Origin of the sequence: Curtobacterium sp. Leaf154, assembly GCF_001424595.1 — a bacterium.
Taxonomy (GTDB): domain Bacteria; phylum Actinomycetota; class Actinomycetes; order Actinomycetales; family Microbacteriaceae; genus Curtobacterium; species Curtobacterium poinsettiae.
On the sequence record NZ_LMOS01000001.1, the window covers coordinates 245329 to 260180 of the forward strand.

The 14852-nt window shown below is 71.2% G+C and carries 15 protein-coding genes and 1 tRNA gene; 7 read left to right on the top strand and 9 right to left on the bottom strand.

The window, feature by feature from the left end; genetic code table 11:
• Positions 1-17: 17 nt before the first annotated feature.
• From ASF75_RS01120 to ASF75_RS01140, 5 genes are all read right to left on the bottom strand, one after another.
• Positions 18-569, bottom strand: coding sequence for a hypothetical protein (locus tag ASF75_RS01120; RefSeq protein ID WP_056068331.1), 552 nt, complete (start codon positions 567-569; stop codon positions 18-20).
• Entirely contained in the window at positions 566-1546 is a 981-nt protein-coding gene (locus tag ASF75_RS01125; RefSeq protein WP_056068333.1) for an aldo/keto reductase, read from the bottom strand. Before ASF75_RS01125 ends, ASF75_RS01120 begins: the two co-directional genes overlap by 4 nt.
• Positions 1547-1611: 65 nt before the next feature.
• The gene (locus ASF75_RS01130; RefSeq protein WP_056068335.1) at positions 1612-2145 is read right to left on the bottom strand and encodes a hypothetical protein; all 534 of its coding nucleotides are present in this window, start codon (positions 2143-2145) and stop codon (positions 1612-1614) included.
• Between the two features lie 43 nt (positions 2146-2188).
• Entirely contained in the window at positions 2189-3085 is an 897-nt protein-coding gene (locus ASF75_RS01135; RefSeq protein ID WP_056068337.1) for a hypothetical protein, read from the bottom strand.
• The gene (locus ASF75_RS01140; protein ID WP_017885724.1) at positions 3085-3729 is read right to left on the bottom strand and encodes a SatD family protein; all 645 of its coding nucleotides are present in this window, start codon (positions 3727-3729) and stop codon (positions 3085-3087) included. The genes ASF75_RS01135 and ASF75_RS01140 overlap by 1 nt, the downstream gene beginning before the upstream one ends.
• A gap of 164 nt (positions 3730-3893) precedes the next feature.
• On the opposite strand from ASF75_RS01140, the gene ASF75_RS01145 reads away from it, so the two are divergent.
• From ASF75_RS01145 to ASF75_RS01155, 3 genes are all read left to right on the top strand, one after another.
• Positions 3894-6149 carry a hypothetical protein gene (locus tag ASF75_RS01145; RefSeq protein WP_235517469.1) on the top strand — a complete coding sequence of 752 codons (2256 nt, stop codon included), beginning with the start codon at positions 3894-3896 and terminating at the stop codon, positions 6147-6149.
• A gap of 54 nt (positions 6150-6203) precedes the next feature.
• Positions 6204-6276: transfer RNA gene (locus ASF75_RS01150), tRNA-Val, on the top strand.
• Between the two features lie 594 nt (positions 6277-6870).
• Positions 6871-7368, top strand: a complete 498-nt coding sequence (locus ASF75_RS01155; protein ID WP_162242998.1) for an RNA polymerase sigma factor — start codon at positions 6871-6873, stop codon at positions 7366-7368.
• Positions 7369-7430: 62 nt separating this feature from the next.
• Here ASF75_RS01155 and ASF75_RS01160 read toward each other — a convergent pair whose 3' ends face one another.
• Both ASF75_RS01160 and ASF75_RS01165 read right to left on the bottom strand, forming a co-directional pair.
• On the bottom strand, positions 7431-7985 hold the full coding sequence (locus tag ASF75_RS01160) for an NUDIX domain-containing protein (protein ID WP_056068343.1): 555 nt from the start codon (positions 7983-7985) through the stop codon (positions 7431-7433).
• A gap of 468 nt (positions 7986-8453) precedes the next feature.
• Positions 8454-8792, bottom strand: a complete 339-nt coding sequence (locus ASF75_RS01165) for an ASCH domain-containing protein (protein WP_056068344.1) — start codon at positions 8790-8792, stop codon at positions 8454-8456.
• A 187-nt stretch (positions 8793-8979) separates the two neighbouring features.
• On the opposite strand from ASF75_RS01165, the gene ASF75_RS01170 reads away from it, so the two are divergent.
• A complete protein-coding gene (locus tag ASF75_RS01170; RefSeq protein WP_056068347.1) occupies positions 8980-10191 on the top strand; it encodes an FAD-dependent oxidoreductase in 1212 nt (403 codons plus the stop codon).
• Positions 10192-10248: 57 nt separating this feature from the next.
• On the opposite strand, the gene ASF75_RS01175 is transcribed toward ASF75_RS01170, so the two are convergent.
• A complete protein-coding gene (locus ASF75_RS01175; RefSeq protein ID WP_056068349.1) occupies positions 10249-11232 on the bottom strand; it encodes an aldo/keto reductase in 984 nt (327 codons plus the stop codon).
• A 91-nt stretch (positions 11233-11323) separates the two neighbouring features.
• Here ASF75_RS01175 and ASF75_RS01180 point away from each other — a divergent pair, with 91 nt between their 5' ends.
• Positions 11324-11743, top strand: a complete 420-nt coding sequence (locus tag ASF75_RS01180; RefSeq protein WP_056068351.1) for a MerR family transcriptional regulator — start codon at positions 11324-11326, stop codon at positions 11741-11743.
• On the opposite strand, the gene ASF75_RS01185 is transcribed toward ASF75_RS01180, so the two are convergent.
• Positions 11700-12872, bottom strand: coding sequence for an acyltransferase family protein (locus tag ASF75_RS01185; protein WP_056068353.1), 1173 nt, complete (start codon positions 12870-12872; stop codon positions 11700-11702). The two genes, ASF75_RS01180 and ASF75_RS01185, sit on opposite strands and share 44 nt — an antisense overlap.
• A 124-nt stretch (positions 12873-12996) precedes the next feature.
• Between ASF75_RS01185 and ASF75_RS01190 the strand changes: the two genes are divergently transcribed.
• Positions 12997-13683: a response regulator transcription factor gene (locus ASF75_RS01190; protein WP_040418670.1), complete on the top strand. Its 687-nt coding sequence runs from the start codon at positions 12997-12999 to the stop codon at positions 13681-13683.
• Positions 13680-14843, top strand: coding sequence for a sensor histidine kinase (locus tag ASF75_RS01195; protein WP_056068355.1), 1164 nt, complete (start codon positions 13680-13682; stop codon positions 14841-14843). Before ASF75_RS01190 ends, ASF75_RS01195 begins: the two co-directional genes overlap by 4 nt.
• The last annotated feature ends 9 nt before the right edge of the window (positions 14844-14852 follow it).

Sequence of the window (14852 nt, forward strand, 5' to 3'; positions counted from 1 at the left end):
GCGAGCCGGTTCCGGCGCTAGTCGTACTGCGGCGGCCAGTCGAAGGGAGCCGGCAGGCGGGGGACCTCGCCCACGGTCGTGACGATGAGGACGATCTGCCGCAGGTCCGTCAGCTCGATCGATCGCGGGTTGCCGATCCGTCGGTGCCCGTCGACCCACACGGTCAGTTCGCCGCGCAGGCCACCGACGTGCTCCGGGCCGAGCGAGACACCCCACTCGTCGAAGAACTGCCCGAGCGTGAACGTCTGCTTCGTCGGGGACTCGACGTGCACGATGCCCGAGGTGTCGTGCGTGTGGATCTCGGCGGCGAACTCGCGGTCGTCGGAGTGACCGATGTTCGCCGGGACGGTCACCGGTTCGTCGCCGTCCAGGATCGTCAGGTGCGAGTGCACGTGCTCGGCCAGCCGTTCGCCCCAGACGTTGTGCAGCCCGGCGGACTCCGCGCGGGCCGTCAGGTCCGTCGGGCGTGGCCACGGCGGAGCGTCACGGGTGGTCACCGCTCCGGGCGCCGCGCACCCGGACAGCAGCAGGAGTGCGGCCACTGCGACCGCGACGCTCCGCAGGTTCACCAGCGGTCGTGGACGCTCGCGCGGAACCACGTGTCGTACAGGTCGCGGACGGTGGCGTCGAGCCCCTCGATCGGCGGCAGGTCGCCGGCAGCGGCGTTCGAACGCGCCTGCTCCGGGTTGCGTGCACCCGGGATCGCCGCCGTGACGCCGTCCTGCGCGATGATCCACGCGAGCGCTGCCTGCGGGACGGAGACGGCGTCCGGCAGGGACGCCGCGAAGGTCTGGGCGGCGCGCACGCCGTCGTCGTAGTCGACGCCGCTGAAGGTCTCGCCCTGGTCGAAGGCCTCGCCGTGGCGGTTGTAGTTGCGGTGGTCGCCCTCGGCGAACGACGTGTCGGTCGTGTACTTGCCGGAGAGCAGCCCCGAGGCCAACGGGACGCGCGCGAGGATGCCGACCCCTGCCTCCAGAGCGGCCGGCAGCACACGGTCGAGCGGCTTGAGCCGGAACGCGTTGAGGATGATCTGGACGCTCGCGACGCCGGGCCGGGCGATCGCGGGGAGCGCCTGGTCGGCGGTCTCGACGCTGACGCCGTAGGCGGCGACCGAGCCGTCGGCGACCAGGGCGTCGAGGGCGTCGTAGACGGCGTCGTCCGCGTAGACCGGGGTCGGCGGGCAGTGCAGCTGCACGAGGTCGAGCGTGTCCTGACCGAGGTTCCGGCGGGAGCGGTCGACCCACTCGCGGAAGTTCGCGGCGACGTAGTTCTCGGGGACCTGGTCGGCGCGACGGCCCATCTTCGTGGTGATCGTCAGCGGCACGTCGGGGTTCGCGGCGCGCCACGCGCCGATGAGCTGCTCGCTCCGGCCGTCACCGTAGACGTCGGCGGTGTCGAACAGGGTGACGCCCGACTCGACGGATGCGTCCATGACGGCGTTCGCGTCGGCTTCGGAGACCGGACCCCAGTCACCGCCGAACTGCCAGGTGCCGAGACCGATGGGGGAGACGGAGCGGCCGGTGCGGCCGAGAGTGCGACTCTGCATGGGTCCGAGCGTAGTCAGGCGCGCACGAGCGGGGTTCAGCCGAGCGGGGTTCAGCCGACCGGGGTTCAGCCGATCGTCGAGACGCCGCGACGCAGGAGCGCTCGCGCTGCCCGGGCACGGGGGATGACCCAGACGGCCGCCCACAGGGCCATCGCGCTCCAGAGCAGGATGAGCATCGTCGTGATGAGCGTGCCGTGCTGGTCGCGCATCGACCACGTCATCGCGATCCACAGCACGCCGAGGACGACCTTGCCCCAGCCGGCGCCTTCGCGGTCGGCCTGGGCCTGCACGAGCGGGATCCACTGGTCTGCCGGCACCCCGGCGGGCACCTGGCCGTCGGCGATCCACTCGCGGACGACGATCGACCGTTCGTAGCCGCCCTCGGCGCGCCAGGCTCGGCGCTGCAGGACGACGGCGATCGCGGCTCCGGCCGCCGCGGTCGGGATGCCGACCGAGACCAGGACGGTGGTCGTCGCCTCGGTCCACGAGGACAGGACCAGCATGACCAGCACGACGGCGAAGGCGGCACCCGTCACACCTGCACCGAGCAGGCGGAGCCGCCCGGCTTCGTCGAGCACACCGACTCCGACACCGTTCACGCAGGAGAGCGTACCTGCGGACATCGGGCGCCGGGTGCGTTCGTCAGCCCAGGGCCAGCAACCAGCACATACCGGCGGCGGCGAAGGCCATCGCCCAGCTCACCAGGCTGCCGATCAGGAAGTACTCGGCCTGGTACCCGGTCGTCTCGCGGCGGATCTCGGGGAACCGGACGATCCCCTTCGCGGCGATCAGGGCGGCGACGACGGGGAAGGCGCCGGCCAACGAGAACCCGGCCAGCAGCAGCCGCTCGATCGGGCCGATCATGCGTCCGCCCTTGAGGGTGACCGTGCTGTCCGCGGCTGCGGCTGCGGCTGCGGCGGCCGCGGGTGCCTTGGCGGTGCGGCGCCAGCCGAAGCGCTTGCGGCGGGTCTGCTCGGCCGCTGGCGCTGGCGCTGGCGCTGCCGGTGCCGGTGCCGCGCCGGGCCGTGCGTCGGACGACAGCCCCGGTGGCAGCGCCTGGGCGACGACCACGTTGGCCGAGTCGACCAGGAACAGCGCCGAGCCGACGCCGGCGACGATCGCTGCGAGCGGGACGGCTCCGACGAACGTCGGGCCGGCGTCGCGGTGCCAGTCGACCACGAAGCCGGACGCGTCCGGGCCCGGCGCCCAGAGCAGCAGCACGGCGACGGCGACCGCGAGCAGGGCGGCCGGCCAGGACCCCGAGCGGCGGAGCCAGGGGAGTGGTCGATCCCGGCCGACTGGGGTTCCGCCGGAGCGCACCGGGATCGTGGTCGCGACCCACAGGGCTGCGAGGACGACCGTGACGAGCGCCGACCAGACGGCGAGGCCGAGGCCGAGCACCGCCGTCGTCGTCACGGCGGCCCAGAGCAGGACGATCACGGTGGTGGTCAGCACGCGCCGTGGTGCCGCGTCCGTCCCGGTCCGTGCGCGGACGACGTCGGCCAGCCCGACGAGGGCGAGGAGGACACCCGCGAGCATCAGCGGCCCCCGTCCCCGAGGACGCGGAGGCCCTCGACCACGGCGGCCACGCCCGACTTCTGCACGGTCTGGGACACCGCCGACGGGCTGATCCCCTCGTCCGCGGCGATCTGCGCCTGTGTCCTGCCCTGCACGAGCCCGAGTGCGATCCGGCGGGCGCGGGGTGCGAGCCGCGAGACGACGTGGTCGCGACCGAGGAAGTAGGCGTTCACGAGGCGCTCCGTCGTTCCGTGGCGGTCGTCCGCGTCGTGGTACCAGGACCGGAGGAACGCCGTCCGGCCGTCCTCGCGGCGGTGGGTCTCGTTGATGGCGTCCCGCGCCGACCACCAGCCGGGGCCGTCCTGCAGCGGTCCGCTGCCGCCGGTACCGATCGTCCGGACCTGTCCGCGGCCGATGCCGAGCCGGATCTGCACCGTCTGGGGGAGCGCGAGGGTCGCTGCCGTGGTCGCCAGCAGCGCGTCGGTGAGCGTGCCGTAGATGACCTGGAACTCGTCGCCGACGGTGGCGTGCAGGGGATCGAGGGCGGTGACGTCAGCGGTACTGTCGAACGCGCGCTCGACGTCGTGCTGGGCTGCGGAGCGGTCCGCGAGCGTGCGGGAGTCGACCAGGTCGACGATCACGGCGATCACGGGCTCGGGCTGCATGGGTTAAGCGTAGAGCTTCATATCGTCGAAAGTAAGGTTCGGGCTAAACCAGTCGGGTCGGTTGCTCGTGCACCGGGGCTGGCCGGCGGCTGAAATGTCACCTTCTGGACGTGTGTCGTCGAACCTGACAGCATGGGCGGACGCTGTCGGAGGGGGACGAGCAAATGGATGGTGCACGACCGGGGACGGGTGTCGCAGGCGCCGGATCGACGGGGACCGCGGTGCGGCGGCAGTACGGCCCACCACCCGTGCCGCTGATCGCCTGGAGCGGTGGCCGTGTGGTGTTCGCCTTCGGGGTGCCGTTCGCTGCCGGGCTGTTGCTGGCCGGGGTGGTGCTGTTGCTCGGCGTACCGGGTGGACGCGTCGCCCTGGTGAACGGTGCGTTCGCGGCCCTCGACGGGACCGGGGTGCCTGCGCCCCTGTTCGCCGTGGGCGCGGTCGTCGCGGCGTTCGGGTTCGGTTTCGGGGTGACCGCAGCCACCGTGGTCGTGCTCGCGGCCGCAGACGATGCGGTGGCGGGACCGCGCGACGCCTGGCGGTGGTCGGTCCACCACTGGCGGCTCGTCGTCGAGGCCGCTCTCGTCGCGTTGGTGGCAGTGGCGGCGGGGGCAGCCACCGCTGTGTGGTGGCGGGCAGGTGGATGGGGCACCGTCGTGATCGTCGTGCTGCTGGTGGTCGGTGCCGTCATCGTGGCGCCGCTGCTGCTCGGCTGGGCGCTGGTCGTGGCCGGTGTGCCCTGTCGATCGGCCTACCGTCGCGCCTGGGGATCTGGTCGGGTCATCGTCCGTGGTGGACACGAGGCAACGGCGACGCCACGTCGTGCGCTCGTCGGGGGAGCGGCACTGGTGACGGTGCTCGGGGTCGGCGTCCTGCTGCTGCTGCGCCTGTTGCCGCCGTCGGCGCTCCGGAGCAGCGTCGTCGTGGCCTGGTGCTGCATCGCCGCGACCGGTCTGGTCCTGGTCGTCGTCGCGATCGCGGTGCGCGGGGCCGCAACACGGAACGACGGCGGTCGGCTTCGGTCACCGCTGACGACGGACTCGGTGGCCGGGGGACGGCGGGCGCGGCCTGGACTCGTCGGAGCGGGCGTGGTGCTCGTCCCGGCGGTGGTGTTCGCGGTGATCGTCTCGAGCAATCCGCTCGGCGTCGTGCAGTACGACGCCGCGTCGGTCGACGCACGCTCCATCTCCGGCGGAGACATCGCCGACGTCGCAGGGCAGACCGCTGTCGTGAGCGCGCCGTACACGCCGCCCAGCCGTCTGCGGATGTGTGGGGACGCGTCGTGCGGCACCCCCGTAGAGATGCCCGGCCTGACGCTCGGTTCCGCGGTCGGCAGTGCGGGTGACGGCGGGTTGCTCACCGCCCAGTGGAAGGTGCGGCTCGAGGACGAGGTCGCGCAGCAGTACGAGCTCGAGGTCGTGCACTCACGCGCGGACCAACTCGATGTGGCACCGAAGTCGGACGGTGCCGCCTGGCCCGCGGGGAGACGGGCGGAGAAGCGTGACTCCGCCGACGAGGCGCCGGCCGTGGACCGCCCGGAAGGGCGCCGCACCACGGTCGCCGCCGTCGACATCGTGGAGACCGATCAGGGGCGCGTCAGCTACTGGATGACCGACGTGGCAGTCGCGAGTTCCGGCGACCGGCCGGTCGTGGTCGGGATCGCCCGCGGCGGTGAACCGGAAGGACGCTCGCACCTGGTCGCCGTGTTCTGCGAGGACGTGTCCTGCGCCGAACACACGGTTCGGCAGGTGGCGCTGCCGTGGATCCCGCCGCTGGACCACCAGGGTGTGGACGTCGCCGTCGCGCCGGACGGCACCGCCGTGGTCTCGCTGGTGTCCGAGACCGACGCCGGTTCACCGACCTTCTCCGCCCTGCGGCTGGTGTCGTTCCGCGCGGACGGCGGCCAGCCCGTCGTCCGCGACCTGTCGCACGCGATCCCGCCGGGCAAGCCGGTGCGGGCGTGGGACGAGGCGTACGACGCGCGGGTGGCGATCGGCGGCGACGGGAACCCGGTCGTGCTCGCGCGGTCGAACGGGATCGCGACCCAACGGCTGACGTTCTGCGCGGATGCGTCGTGCTCGTCTTCGTCACACACGGACATCACGCCGAACGGGCCGACGAACCTGCTCCCGGCGTTCGTCATCGACCGATCGGGGCGGCCACTCGTCGCGGTCCGTGACGAGGAACGCGGCACCCTGGGACTCCTGTCGTGCCGTGATGCGCGGTGCACCGGTTCCGAGCAGACGACGATCGCCCGGTTCCCGCCGCTGCAGGACGCACGGTCGAGCACCGGCACCCTGGCGATCGGCCTGACCGCCGACGACACCCCGATCGTGCTGTCCGGTGGTGCGACGGACGACCGGGACGAGGACGTGCCTGGCCTCGTGATCCGGTGCGATCGACCCCGGTGCGGGACGTCGTGACGTGCCTGCTCGGTTCGACGACGATCGAGCGCTGACACTCTAGGATCGTGGTGAGGGCCTTTAGCTCAGCTGGTAGAGCGCCACGTTTACACCGTGGATGTCGTCGGTTCGATCCCGGCAGGGCCCACTCACGAGGCCGGACCAGAACGTGCTGGGGCTGCGCCACAACGCATGCAGTCCGGCTCGGGACCACCCTGCTGCAGGGTCCGTTACAGAGACCGAAGGCCACGACCGAGCGGTCGGAACTCGTGTGCTCCGACCATGGGGATGAACAAGGACCAGCAGCTCGCCGCGATCGTCGGGGGTCTGGTTGCAGTGTTCGCCGGCGTCGGTGTGATCGTCGCCTTGGCAACGGGGCTCGTCGGCTCGTAGACGATCGCCGCCGCATCCACCGCGTCGCCGACCGGATCGCCGCGGTCCCGTTCTCTGCCTCGGTAGAACGTCCGGTTCCGGACCGCGCTTCCGCAGCGAGCGGTTGTCGTTCCGGCGTCCTGGCCCTCGCACTGGGGACCTTCGCCCACCCACCCTCCTGCTCCACGAGTCCGAAACATCCTCACGCAATTGATTCGAGGAGTGGACCCGTATGTCGATGATGACACTGCAGCAGACCGCGTCCGCCCCGACCGGGGTGCTCGAGTCCCCGGTCCGGCGACGGAACCCAGTGAAGGAGCAGCACGCATTCGCTCCGCCGGCGGCACCAATGCGAGTGGCTCCCGGCGCCGTGGACGATCGCGCGTTCGCGATGATCGTCGGGCGGAATGCTGCTCTGCTCCGAACGATCGCCGTGCGGATCCTGCGCGGGTCCAGCGAAGCCGACGACGTCGTGCAGGAGACCTTCATCGCCGCGTGGACCCATCTCGAAGCGCTGCGCGATGCTGACGCGATCACGGCGTGGCTCGTGACCACGGTCCGACGCCGGAGCTTCGATCGGCTCCGGAGTGCTGCGACGCGGTACCGGACGCAACTCGATGAGACGGCTCCTGAATCCGTCGACAACGCCCCGGGATCCGTCGCGGAGCGAGCATCGCTGGTCGCAGCCGCGCAGCGGGTCATCGACGGTATGGCGCCGATGCAGCGACGGTGTTGGGAGTTGCGCCATCTCGAGCGTCGGTCCTACGCCGAGATCGCCGAGGCGCTGGGTCTGCCGCACTCGACCGTGCGCGGTCACATCGCGCGTGCGCGAGCTGTGGTCGATCGGTCTCTCGTCAGCTGGCGGTGAGGCGGTGAGGCGGTGAGGCGGCGAGGTCGATCGATCAGGGTCTCCGGCCTCGCGCAGGGGTGTCACCAGCTCTCGTGCGGCGGAGACGTGCGCTCTCGGGAGTCGTCGGCGGCCAGGATCGATGCCGTCACCGCTGGCCACAGCGCATCCAGCCGCGGCCCCCACGGGGCCGCCATCACCCCGCTCGTGCGAAGCGTGCTGACCTCCGACAGGGAGACCCAACGCCAGTCCATCACCTCGGCAGGATCCGCTCGCACCGCTGACCCACTCGGCTCCTGCACGACGAAGAGGTCCACGAGCGCCGTCTCCTCGGTGAAGCGGCCGACGCGGCGCAGCGCCTCGGGCTCGACGGTGACGTTGGTCTCCTCGAGCAGCTCTCGGCACGCAGCTGCACGACCAGTCTCGCCTGCGAACGCGCTCCCACCGGGGAACTCCCACCCGAAGGCGAACTCCTTCGTCGGCGCCCGCTGCGTGAGCAGGACGGTTCCGTCGGCTCGGTGGACGCACACCGTGACCACCAGATGGAACGCCCCACCCGGCCAACCCGCGTCACCGCGCCGGAACGTCCCACCCGTCGGCACCCCGGCCGCGTCCACAAGATCCCACCACTCGTCCACACCGCCAGCGTAGGACGAACCGGCACGCCGAACATCGAGACGCGGTGTCGGCAGCGGATCGGCTACCGGCCGCCGGAACGACGCGCTGCTCGGGCTCGCCGTCGCTCGTCACGCCGTGCTCGCCACTCGGCGTCCTGCTGATCCTGCAGCGGGCTCCGGCCCATGCTTCCGCGAGCGGCGAGGAAGATGAGCACGACGACGACAATCAGTACGACCGGCACGAGGAACTGCAGCAACAACATCGCTCCCTCCAACTTCTGCTCACCCCAAGATAGTTGGTGTGGAGCTCGGCCAGCCGTCGCCGGCAAGACCAGCGCCCGAAGGTCGATCGGCTCGCGGGACGACGCCGCCAGCAGATCGGCGAGCGAGACGTGCTGTCGCGGTGCTGGCCAGGTTCCCGAGGCCCACAGCGCTCCGCACGCGCTCGATCCCCGGACAGCGGACCGCGACGACACGCAGCCGGAACGGCTATCGAGCGGGCTTGATCGAGAGTTCGGCCACCTCGACGACAGCATCGTCCGGCATGTCGGGGTAGTAGTTCTCGCGGAGCTGCTGCCCGAAGAGCTGCATGTCAGTCTCCGGAGGCTGGCGCGCCTGTTCTGCGGTGAGGGTGTCGAGCCGGTACTGGTGCACGGCGGTGATCGTGCCGGCCAGCGGTTCGGCAGTCGGGTGGTCGTCGAACAGGAACGTCGCATCGCCGACCCGCACGGATTCGTTCCACCGGACGGTGGTGACCTTCTCGCCGCTGATGATCGCTTCGTGGTGCTTCTGGTGGAAGTGGACGGTGGACGGGTCGGAGTCGGTCATGCATCCACCTTGCCGGATGGCGATCGAAGGGCGCGGGAGTCCGACGGCGCGCTGTCCAGCGAGTGAGCCTGCAACGCTTCTCAGCGCACCTGGTCGCGTCCGGTCATACGATCGTCTCACGAGCGCAACCCCGGCAGGTCCGACGCGAGTGCGACGACTTCCGTGACGAGACGAACGGGTTCATCGCATGCACGCAATCGTCGTCGGGGGCGGTGTCGCAGGCCTCGCCACAGCCATCGCGCTGCACCGAGCAGGGCACGTCCCGATCGTGCTCGAGCGGAGCACCGGCGCTGCAGACGACGCCGGATCCTGGTTGCAGGTGGCCAGCAACGGGGTCGGAGCGCTCCGTGCGCTCGGTCTCGGCGCCGCCGTCTCGAAGATCGGGGTCCCGACGCCGCGGTTGCAGACCTTCGACCCGAAGGGGCGGCTGACCGCGGAGCTCCCGCTCGGGCTCCAGCAGGAGGAGGGCGCGACCCGTTCGCTGCAACGAGCCGATCTCCACCGGCTCCTCCGGACCAACACGGAACAGCGGGGCATCACGATCATCCAGGGCGCCCGGGTGCTGAGCGCTGTCGACGAGGGTGACCGGGCGAGCGTGCTCACCGAGACGCTCGAGCGGTTCACCGCAGACATCGTCGTCGGCGCCGACGGCATCGGTTCCGCTGTCCGACGCACCTTCGGGAGCCACGGACCCGAGCACGGTGGCGCAACCCCGACGGATGTGCTGGCTCCCGTCGTCAACATCGGTGGCAGTTCCTCCGGCACCGGGCTCACGGAATCCGAGACCGGTCCCGCAGGCACCCTGCAGTTCCGGTTCGGCAGGGATTGCTTCGTCTGCACGTTGCGGGTCGACGCTTCCACCGTCATGTGGTTCGCGAACCCCCGGCTCAGCGCCGTGGACGGCGGCGCCTCAGCTGCAGTCGGGATGACCGGAGCCGAGTGGGTCGCGATGCTCCCGCGTCTCGTCGGACGGGACGTCCTGCCGACGCCTGCCCTGCTGGCGGGCTCGGCCGACGTGGACGTGTGGGCGTCGCGCACCACGCCGCGCCCGGTGCGGTGGGGATGCGGGCGGGTGGTCCTCGTCGGGGACGCGGCACACGCGATTCCTCCGACGGCGGGGCAGGGTGCTTCCCTCGCTCTCGAGGACGCCGTCATCCTCGGTTCGCTGGTGGCGAGTGGCGTGCCGGCAACGACCCTTGCGGTCCACATGCACGAGCGACGCGGCCAGCGTGTGCGCGCCATCACGCGCCAAGGGGAGTTGTTGGACACGAGCAAGACGCTCGGCAGGGTGGGATCCATCGTCCGCGATCGGTTCGTCCTGCCCGGCGCAGCGTTCACGGCGCGGCGAGACCGTGGGGGACCTGCGGCGTGGATGTACCGGTTCGACCCGTCGACCTGATCCGCGACGAACCTCCGAGCAGCAGGGTGCAGTGAGCACTCCCGCCACGCACCTCGGTCAGCCGCGGTCTCGCGCCATCCCGGCCTCGGTGTTGCGGGCGCCGACGACGACACCGTGCGGTGCGGCCGCCTCGATGCGATCCAGGTCGCCGTCGGTGAGCACCACGTCGGCAGCGGCGACGTTCTCCTCGACACGCGATGCCCTCGTGGTGCCGGGAATCGGCACGGTACCGGCCCGGATCAGCCACGCGAGGGCGAGCTGCGCCGTGGTGACGCCCTTCTCGTCTGCGATGACCGTGAGTGCGTCGACGATGCGGAGGTTCGCGTCGATGGCTTCGTCGGAGAACCGGGGGAGGTTCCGTCGGGCGTCGCCGGCGGGGAGGCCGTCCTTCCTGGTGATGTTCCCGGACAGGAACCCCCGCCCGAGCGGTGAGAAGGGCACGAACCCGATGCCGAGCTCCCTGGCGGTGTCGAGGACGCCGTTGTGTTCGGCGTCACGCTCGAACAGGCTGTACTCCGACTGGATCGCGGTGATCGGGAACGTCGCGTGCGCACGGCGCAGGGTCTCGGCGGAGGTCTCCGAGACGCCGATGGCACGGGCCTTGCCGGCGGTGACGGCTTCAGCCATCGCACCGATCGTGTCTTCGATCGGCACGTTCGGGTCGGCGCGGTGCAGGTACCAGAGGTCGACGTGGTCGGTGCCGAGGTGGCTGAGGGAGCGGTCGATCGCGCGGCGGGCGTGCTCGGGGGACCCGTCGAGTCCGATCGGGGTGCCGTCGTCGGCGAAGTCGGTGGCGAACTTCGATGCGACGACCACGCGGCCCCGGTCGGCGCCGAGGGCCCGGCCGAGCAGCTCCTCGTTCGCGAACGGCCCGTACGCCTCTGCCGTGTCGAACAGGGTGATCCCCGTGTCGAGTGCGCGGCGGATGGTCTCGACGGACCCGGCTTCGGTGGCACCGCCGTAGAAGGCACTCATCCCCATGCACCCGAGCCCGAGTGCGGACGTGACGAGGCCTTGCGAGCCGAGGGAGAGTTGCTGCACGGGAGTGCTCCGTTCTTCTCCGGGGAGGACCCGGGCGAGGATGACGATCCATCCTGGTGCGCACACCATGTCAAGTGCGAGACTGCGCCCTGTGCTGCTTCCCGAGGTCCACGTCGTCGAACCGGTGACGATCGGCGTCGCGGCGGACGTGCTCGGGATCACCATCGACACGATCCGCTACTACGAGAAGGAAGGCATCGCGCCCGCGCCCGAGCGTGGTCCGGATGGATGGCGGCGGTACGACACGGCTGCGCTGCGCTGGCTCGCCGGGACGGTGATGCTCCGCGGTACGGGGATGAACGTGCGGGAGATGCGTGAGTACGCGGCCGCGTACCGAGCCGGTGCCGATGACGCCGAACGACTCGCGCTCCTCGAACGCCACCACGCGGTGGTGCTGGAGCGACAGGGGGAACTGCTCCGTCACCTGGCCGCGTTGGAGCGGAAGATCGACGCGTACCGCCAGTCGATCACCGACGGGAACGTGCGACCGTCGGGCGGATCAGCTGCCTGAAGCCCTGGTCCGTTCGCCCGGCCTCCGGCCCACCTCGAGCAGCGGGCCGCAGTCCGCGGAGCAGGAGCCGGCGCACCGGGACCTCCACCGCGTCGTGCAGGACGGACGCGACGGCGAGTGCGACCACCAAGGCCAGCAGGGTCAGGAGCACGCTGGTCACTCCTCCGGCGGCCGTGCCCAGGGGGCGGAAGGCCAGCACCGCGTCGATCGTCAGGAGATGGACGAGGTAGAACGCGAACGACCTGGCTCCCAGGTGCACGAGCAGCGGAGACGACAGGCCGGTGGTGCGTCCTTCGACGTCCGCCCTGGCGAGCGCGGGCAGCAGCAGCGAGAACCCCACGACCGTGCAGCCGGTCAGTGCGAAGCGCGACGTGGGGTGCAGGTCTGCGGCGAGGAGGCCCGCGACCGTCAGCAGGACGGGGACCGCGAGTCGTGGTCCGCGCCAGGCGCCCGAGCGCACCAGGGCAGCGGTGAGGACACCGAGCAGGAACTCCGGGAACCGTGCCGGTGGCCAGCTCGCCGGGACCGGAGAACCGGGCAGGTGCGGCACGAGCACCGGCGCGACCAGGACGAGGACGGCTGCCAGCGCGGCGAGGGCCGCGAGCACGGCGGGGTGCGCGGAACGGAGCAGCCGGATGAGGAATGGGAACGTCAGGTAGAAGAACGCTTCGCAGGTCAGCGACCACGACACCGGGTTCCCGGCTTGCCACCACGGGGCGTGCCAGGCGTTGACGAGCAGGACGTTCGCCACGAGGGCTGCCGGCGACGTCGTCCGGATGCCCGGCAGAAGTGTCGCTGCCACGATGATCGCGGCGAGGACGGCGACCAGGTGGAGCGGCCAGATCCGCGCGGCACGGCGGGCCCAGAAGCGCAGTGCGGCTCGCACCGGTCCCGCGGTGTCGTCTTCCGCGCGGTCCGACCAGGCCAGGACGAAGCCGGAGAGCATGAAGAATAACGAGACGCCGGTGTCGCCGCTACCGACCACGGCACTCAGGGCCGTCTGCGCGTTCCCGTCGAAGTACCCGAGGTTCCGCACGTGGTAGGCGAACACCCCGAACGCCGCGACCCAGCGCAGGCCGGTCAACGACGGCAGGACGGGGTGCTCGAGCGCGGGGTCGGTTCTGGACATGCCCTCATCGGAACAGTCGGCACGTCAGCCGGGCGTCTGGTCGAGCGCATACGCTCCGCATACATCCGACCTGCTGTGCTGACCGGGTCCGGATCAGCCGGAGCAGCGAGAAGCGAGGAGCGACGTGCGGGTACTGGTGGTGGAGGACGAGCCGTTCCTGGCGGAGGCGATCCGCGCGGGCCTGCGGCTCGAGGCGATCGCCGCCGACACGGTGGGCGACGGGTTGGCCGCGCTCGATCAGCTGGCCGTCCACACGTACGACGTGGTCGTGCTCGACCGGGACATCCCCGGTCTGCACGGGGACGACGTCTGCGCCCGGATCGTCGCTGACCCGGAAGCACCGAGCGTCCTCATGTTGACGGCGTCGACGACACTCGCTGAGCGCGTCCACGGCCTCCAGCTCGGGGCCGACGACTACCTCGGGAAGCCCTTCGACTTCGAGGAGCTCGTGGCACGCCTCCGGGCGCTGAACCGTCGAGCACGTCGCGCGGTCGCACCGGTCCTCGAGACGGCTGGTCTCCGGCTCGATCCCTTCCGACGCGAGGCCTACCGCGACGGCCGCTACCTGCGCCTGGGGCGCAAGGAGTTCGCGGTCCTCGAGGTCCTGCTGCGTGCCGACGGCGGGTTCGTGAGTGCCGAGCAGCTGCTCGAGCAGGTGTGGGACGAGCACGCTGACCCGTTCACCAACGCGGTCCGGCTGACCATCTCGACGCTGCGGAAGAAGCTCGGCAGTCCCGACGCCATCCGGACGCTGCCCGGTGTAGGGTACGCGGTCGCGCCGGGTCCTGTGCACGAGGGTCCGGAAGCATGAGGATCGCCGCGCTGCGCCGTCTGTCGATCCGGGCGCGCCTCACCCTGACGTACACGGCGCTGATCCTGCTGACCGGTGCCGTCATGCTCGCGGTCGTCTTCGCAGTCCTCGCCATCGTGCCCGGCTACGCGTTCACGGCGGGCCCGTTCCCCTACGGATCGACCCACGACGTGTACGAGATCACCGGCCGCGACGACGTCCTGCGCCTCTTCGTCATCGTCTCGGTCCCGGCGTTGCTCGTGGTCGGGGGCATCGGTGGTGTCGTCAGTTGGCTCGTCGCGGGCAGACTCCTCCGCCCGCTGCGCGACATCATCACGACCGCCGACCGGCTCGGTGCCGGCACGCTGGACGCCCGGGTGGACGTCTCGGGTCCACCGGACGAGATCCGCGACGTCGGTGCGACGCTGAACCGGATGCTCGACCGCCTGGAGACCGCCTTCGTCAGCCGGTCGCGGTTCGCGGCGAACGCCTCGCACGAACTCCGGACGCCGCTCGCCACGATGAAGACGATGCTCCAGGTCGCCCTCCGCGCACCCGACGGGCCGGACCGGACGCAGACCCTCCAACGGCTGCTCGTCACCACGGACCAGATGATCCGCATGACGACGGCGCTGCTCGACCTGGCACGTGGGGACGAGCCCATCGACGCACGCCCGGTGTCGCTCCGCGACGAGGTCGCGGCCGCGCTGCTGGCGGTGGACGCAGAACGCCTCGCCCGGCGGATCGTCGTGTCGGTGCAGCTCGACGACGTCGTCGTGCTGGGCAACCGACCGTTGCTCGGGCAACTCGTCGGCAACCTGATCCGCAATGCCGTGGTCCACAACGTCTCCGGCGGGAGCCTACGGGTGGTGCTCGACGCTCGGTCCTCCGAGCTCCGGGTCGAGAACGACGGCGAGGTGATCCCGACCGACGAGGCGCACGAGTTGACGGAGCCGTTCCGACGACGCCACCGCACGCGGACGGACGGGAGCGGGCACGGGCTCGGCCTGCCGCTCGTCGCGATGATCGCGGCCGTCCACGGTGCGGAGCTGACCCTGACGGCGCGAGCTGTCGGCGGGTTGACCGCTTCGACCCGCTTCCCGGATCGGCAGCCACCAGATCCGGCAGGACCCAGCCGATCGGCACCCCGGGTCCTCGGCGATCACCCCGGCGTCCGGTAGCGTCAGCGC

What these genes read in the sequence shown, in the direction of transcription:
- ASF75_RS01195 (WP_056068355.1), top strand. Translation starts at nt 13,680, where the DNA reads ATGAGGATCGCCGCGCTGCGCCGTCTGTCGATCCGGGCGCGCCTCACC.
- ASF75_RS01145 (WP_235517469.1), top strand. Translation starts at nt 3,894, where the DNA reads ATGGATGGTGCACGACCGGGGACGGGTGTCGCAGGCGCCGGATCGACG.
- ASF75_RS01125 (WP_056068333.1), bottom strand. Translation starts at nt 1,546, where the DNA reads ATGCAGAGTCGCACTCTCGGCCGCACCGGCCGCTCCGTCTCCCCCATC.
- ASF75_RS01170 (WP_056068347.1), top strand. Translation starts at nt 8,980, where the DNA reads ATGCACGCAATCGTCGTCGGGGGCGGTGTCGCAGGCCTCGCCACAGCC.
- ASF75_RS01185 (WP_056068353.1), bottom strand. Translation starts at nt 12,872, where the DNA reads ATGTCCAGAACCGACCCCGCGCTCGAGCACCCCGTCCTGCCGTCGTTG.
- ASF75_RS01165 (WP_056068344.1), bottom strand. Translation starts at nt 8,792, where the DNA reads ATGACCGACTCCGACCCGTCCACCGTCCACTTCCACCAGAAGCACCAC.
- ASF75_RS01135 (WP_056068337.1), bottom strand. Translation starts at nt 3,085, where the DNA reads ATGCTCGCGGGTGTCCTCCTCGCCCTCGTCGGGCTGGCCGACGTCGTC.
- ASF75_RS01140 (WP_017885724.1), bottom strand. Translation starts at nt 3,729, where the DNA reads ATGCAGCCCGAGCCCGTGATCGCCGTGATCGTCGACCTGGTCGACTCC.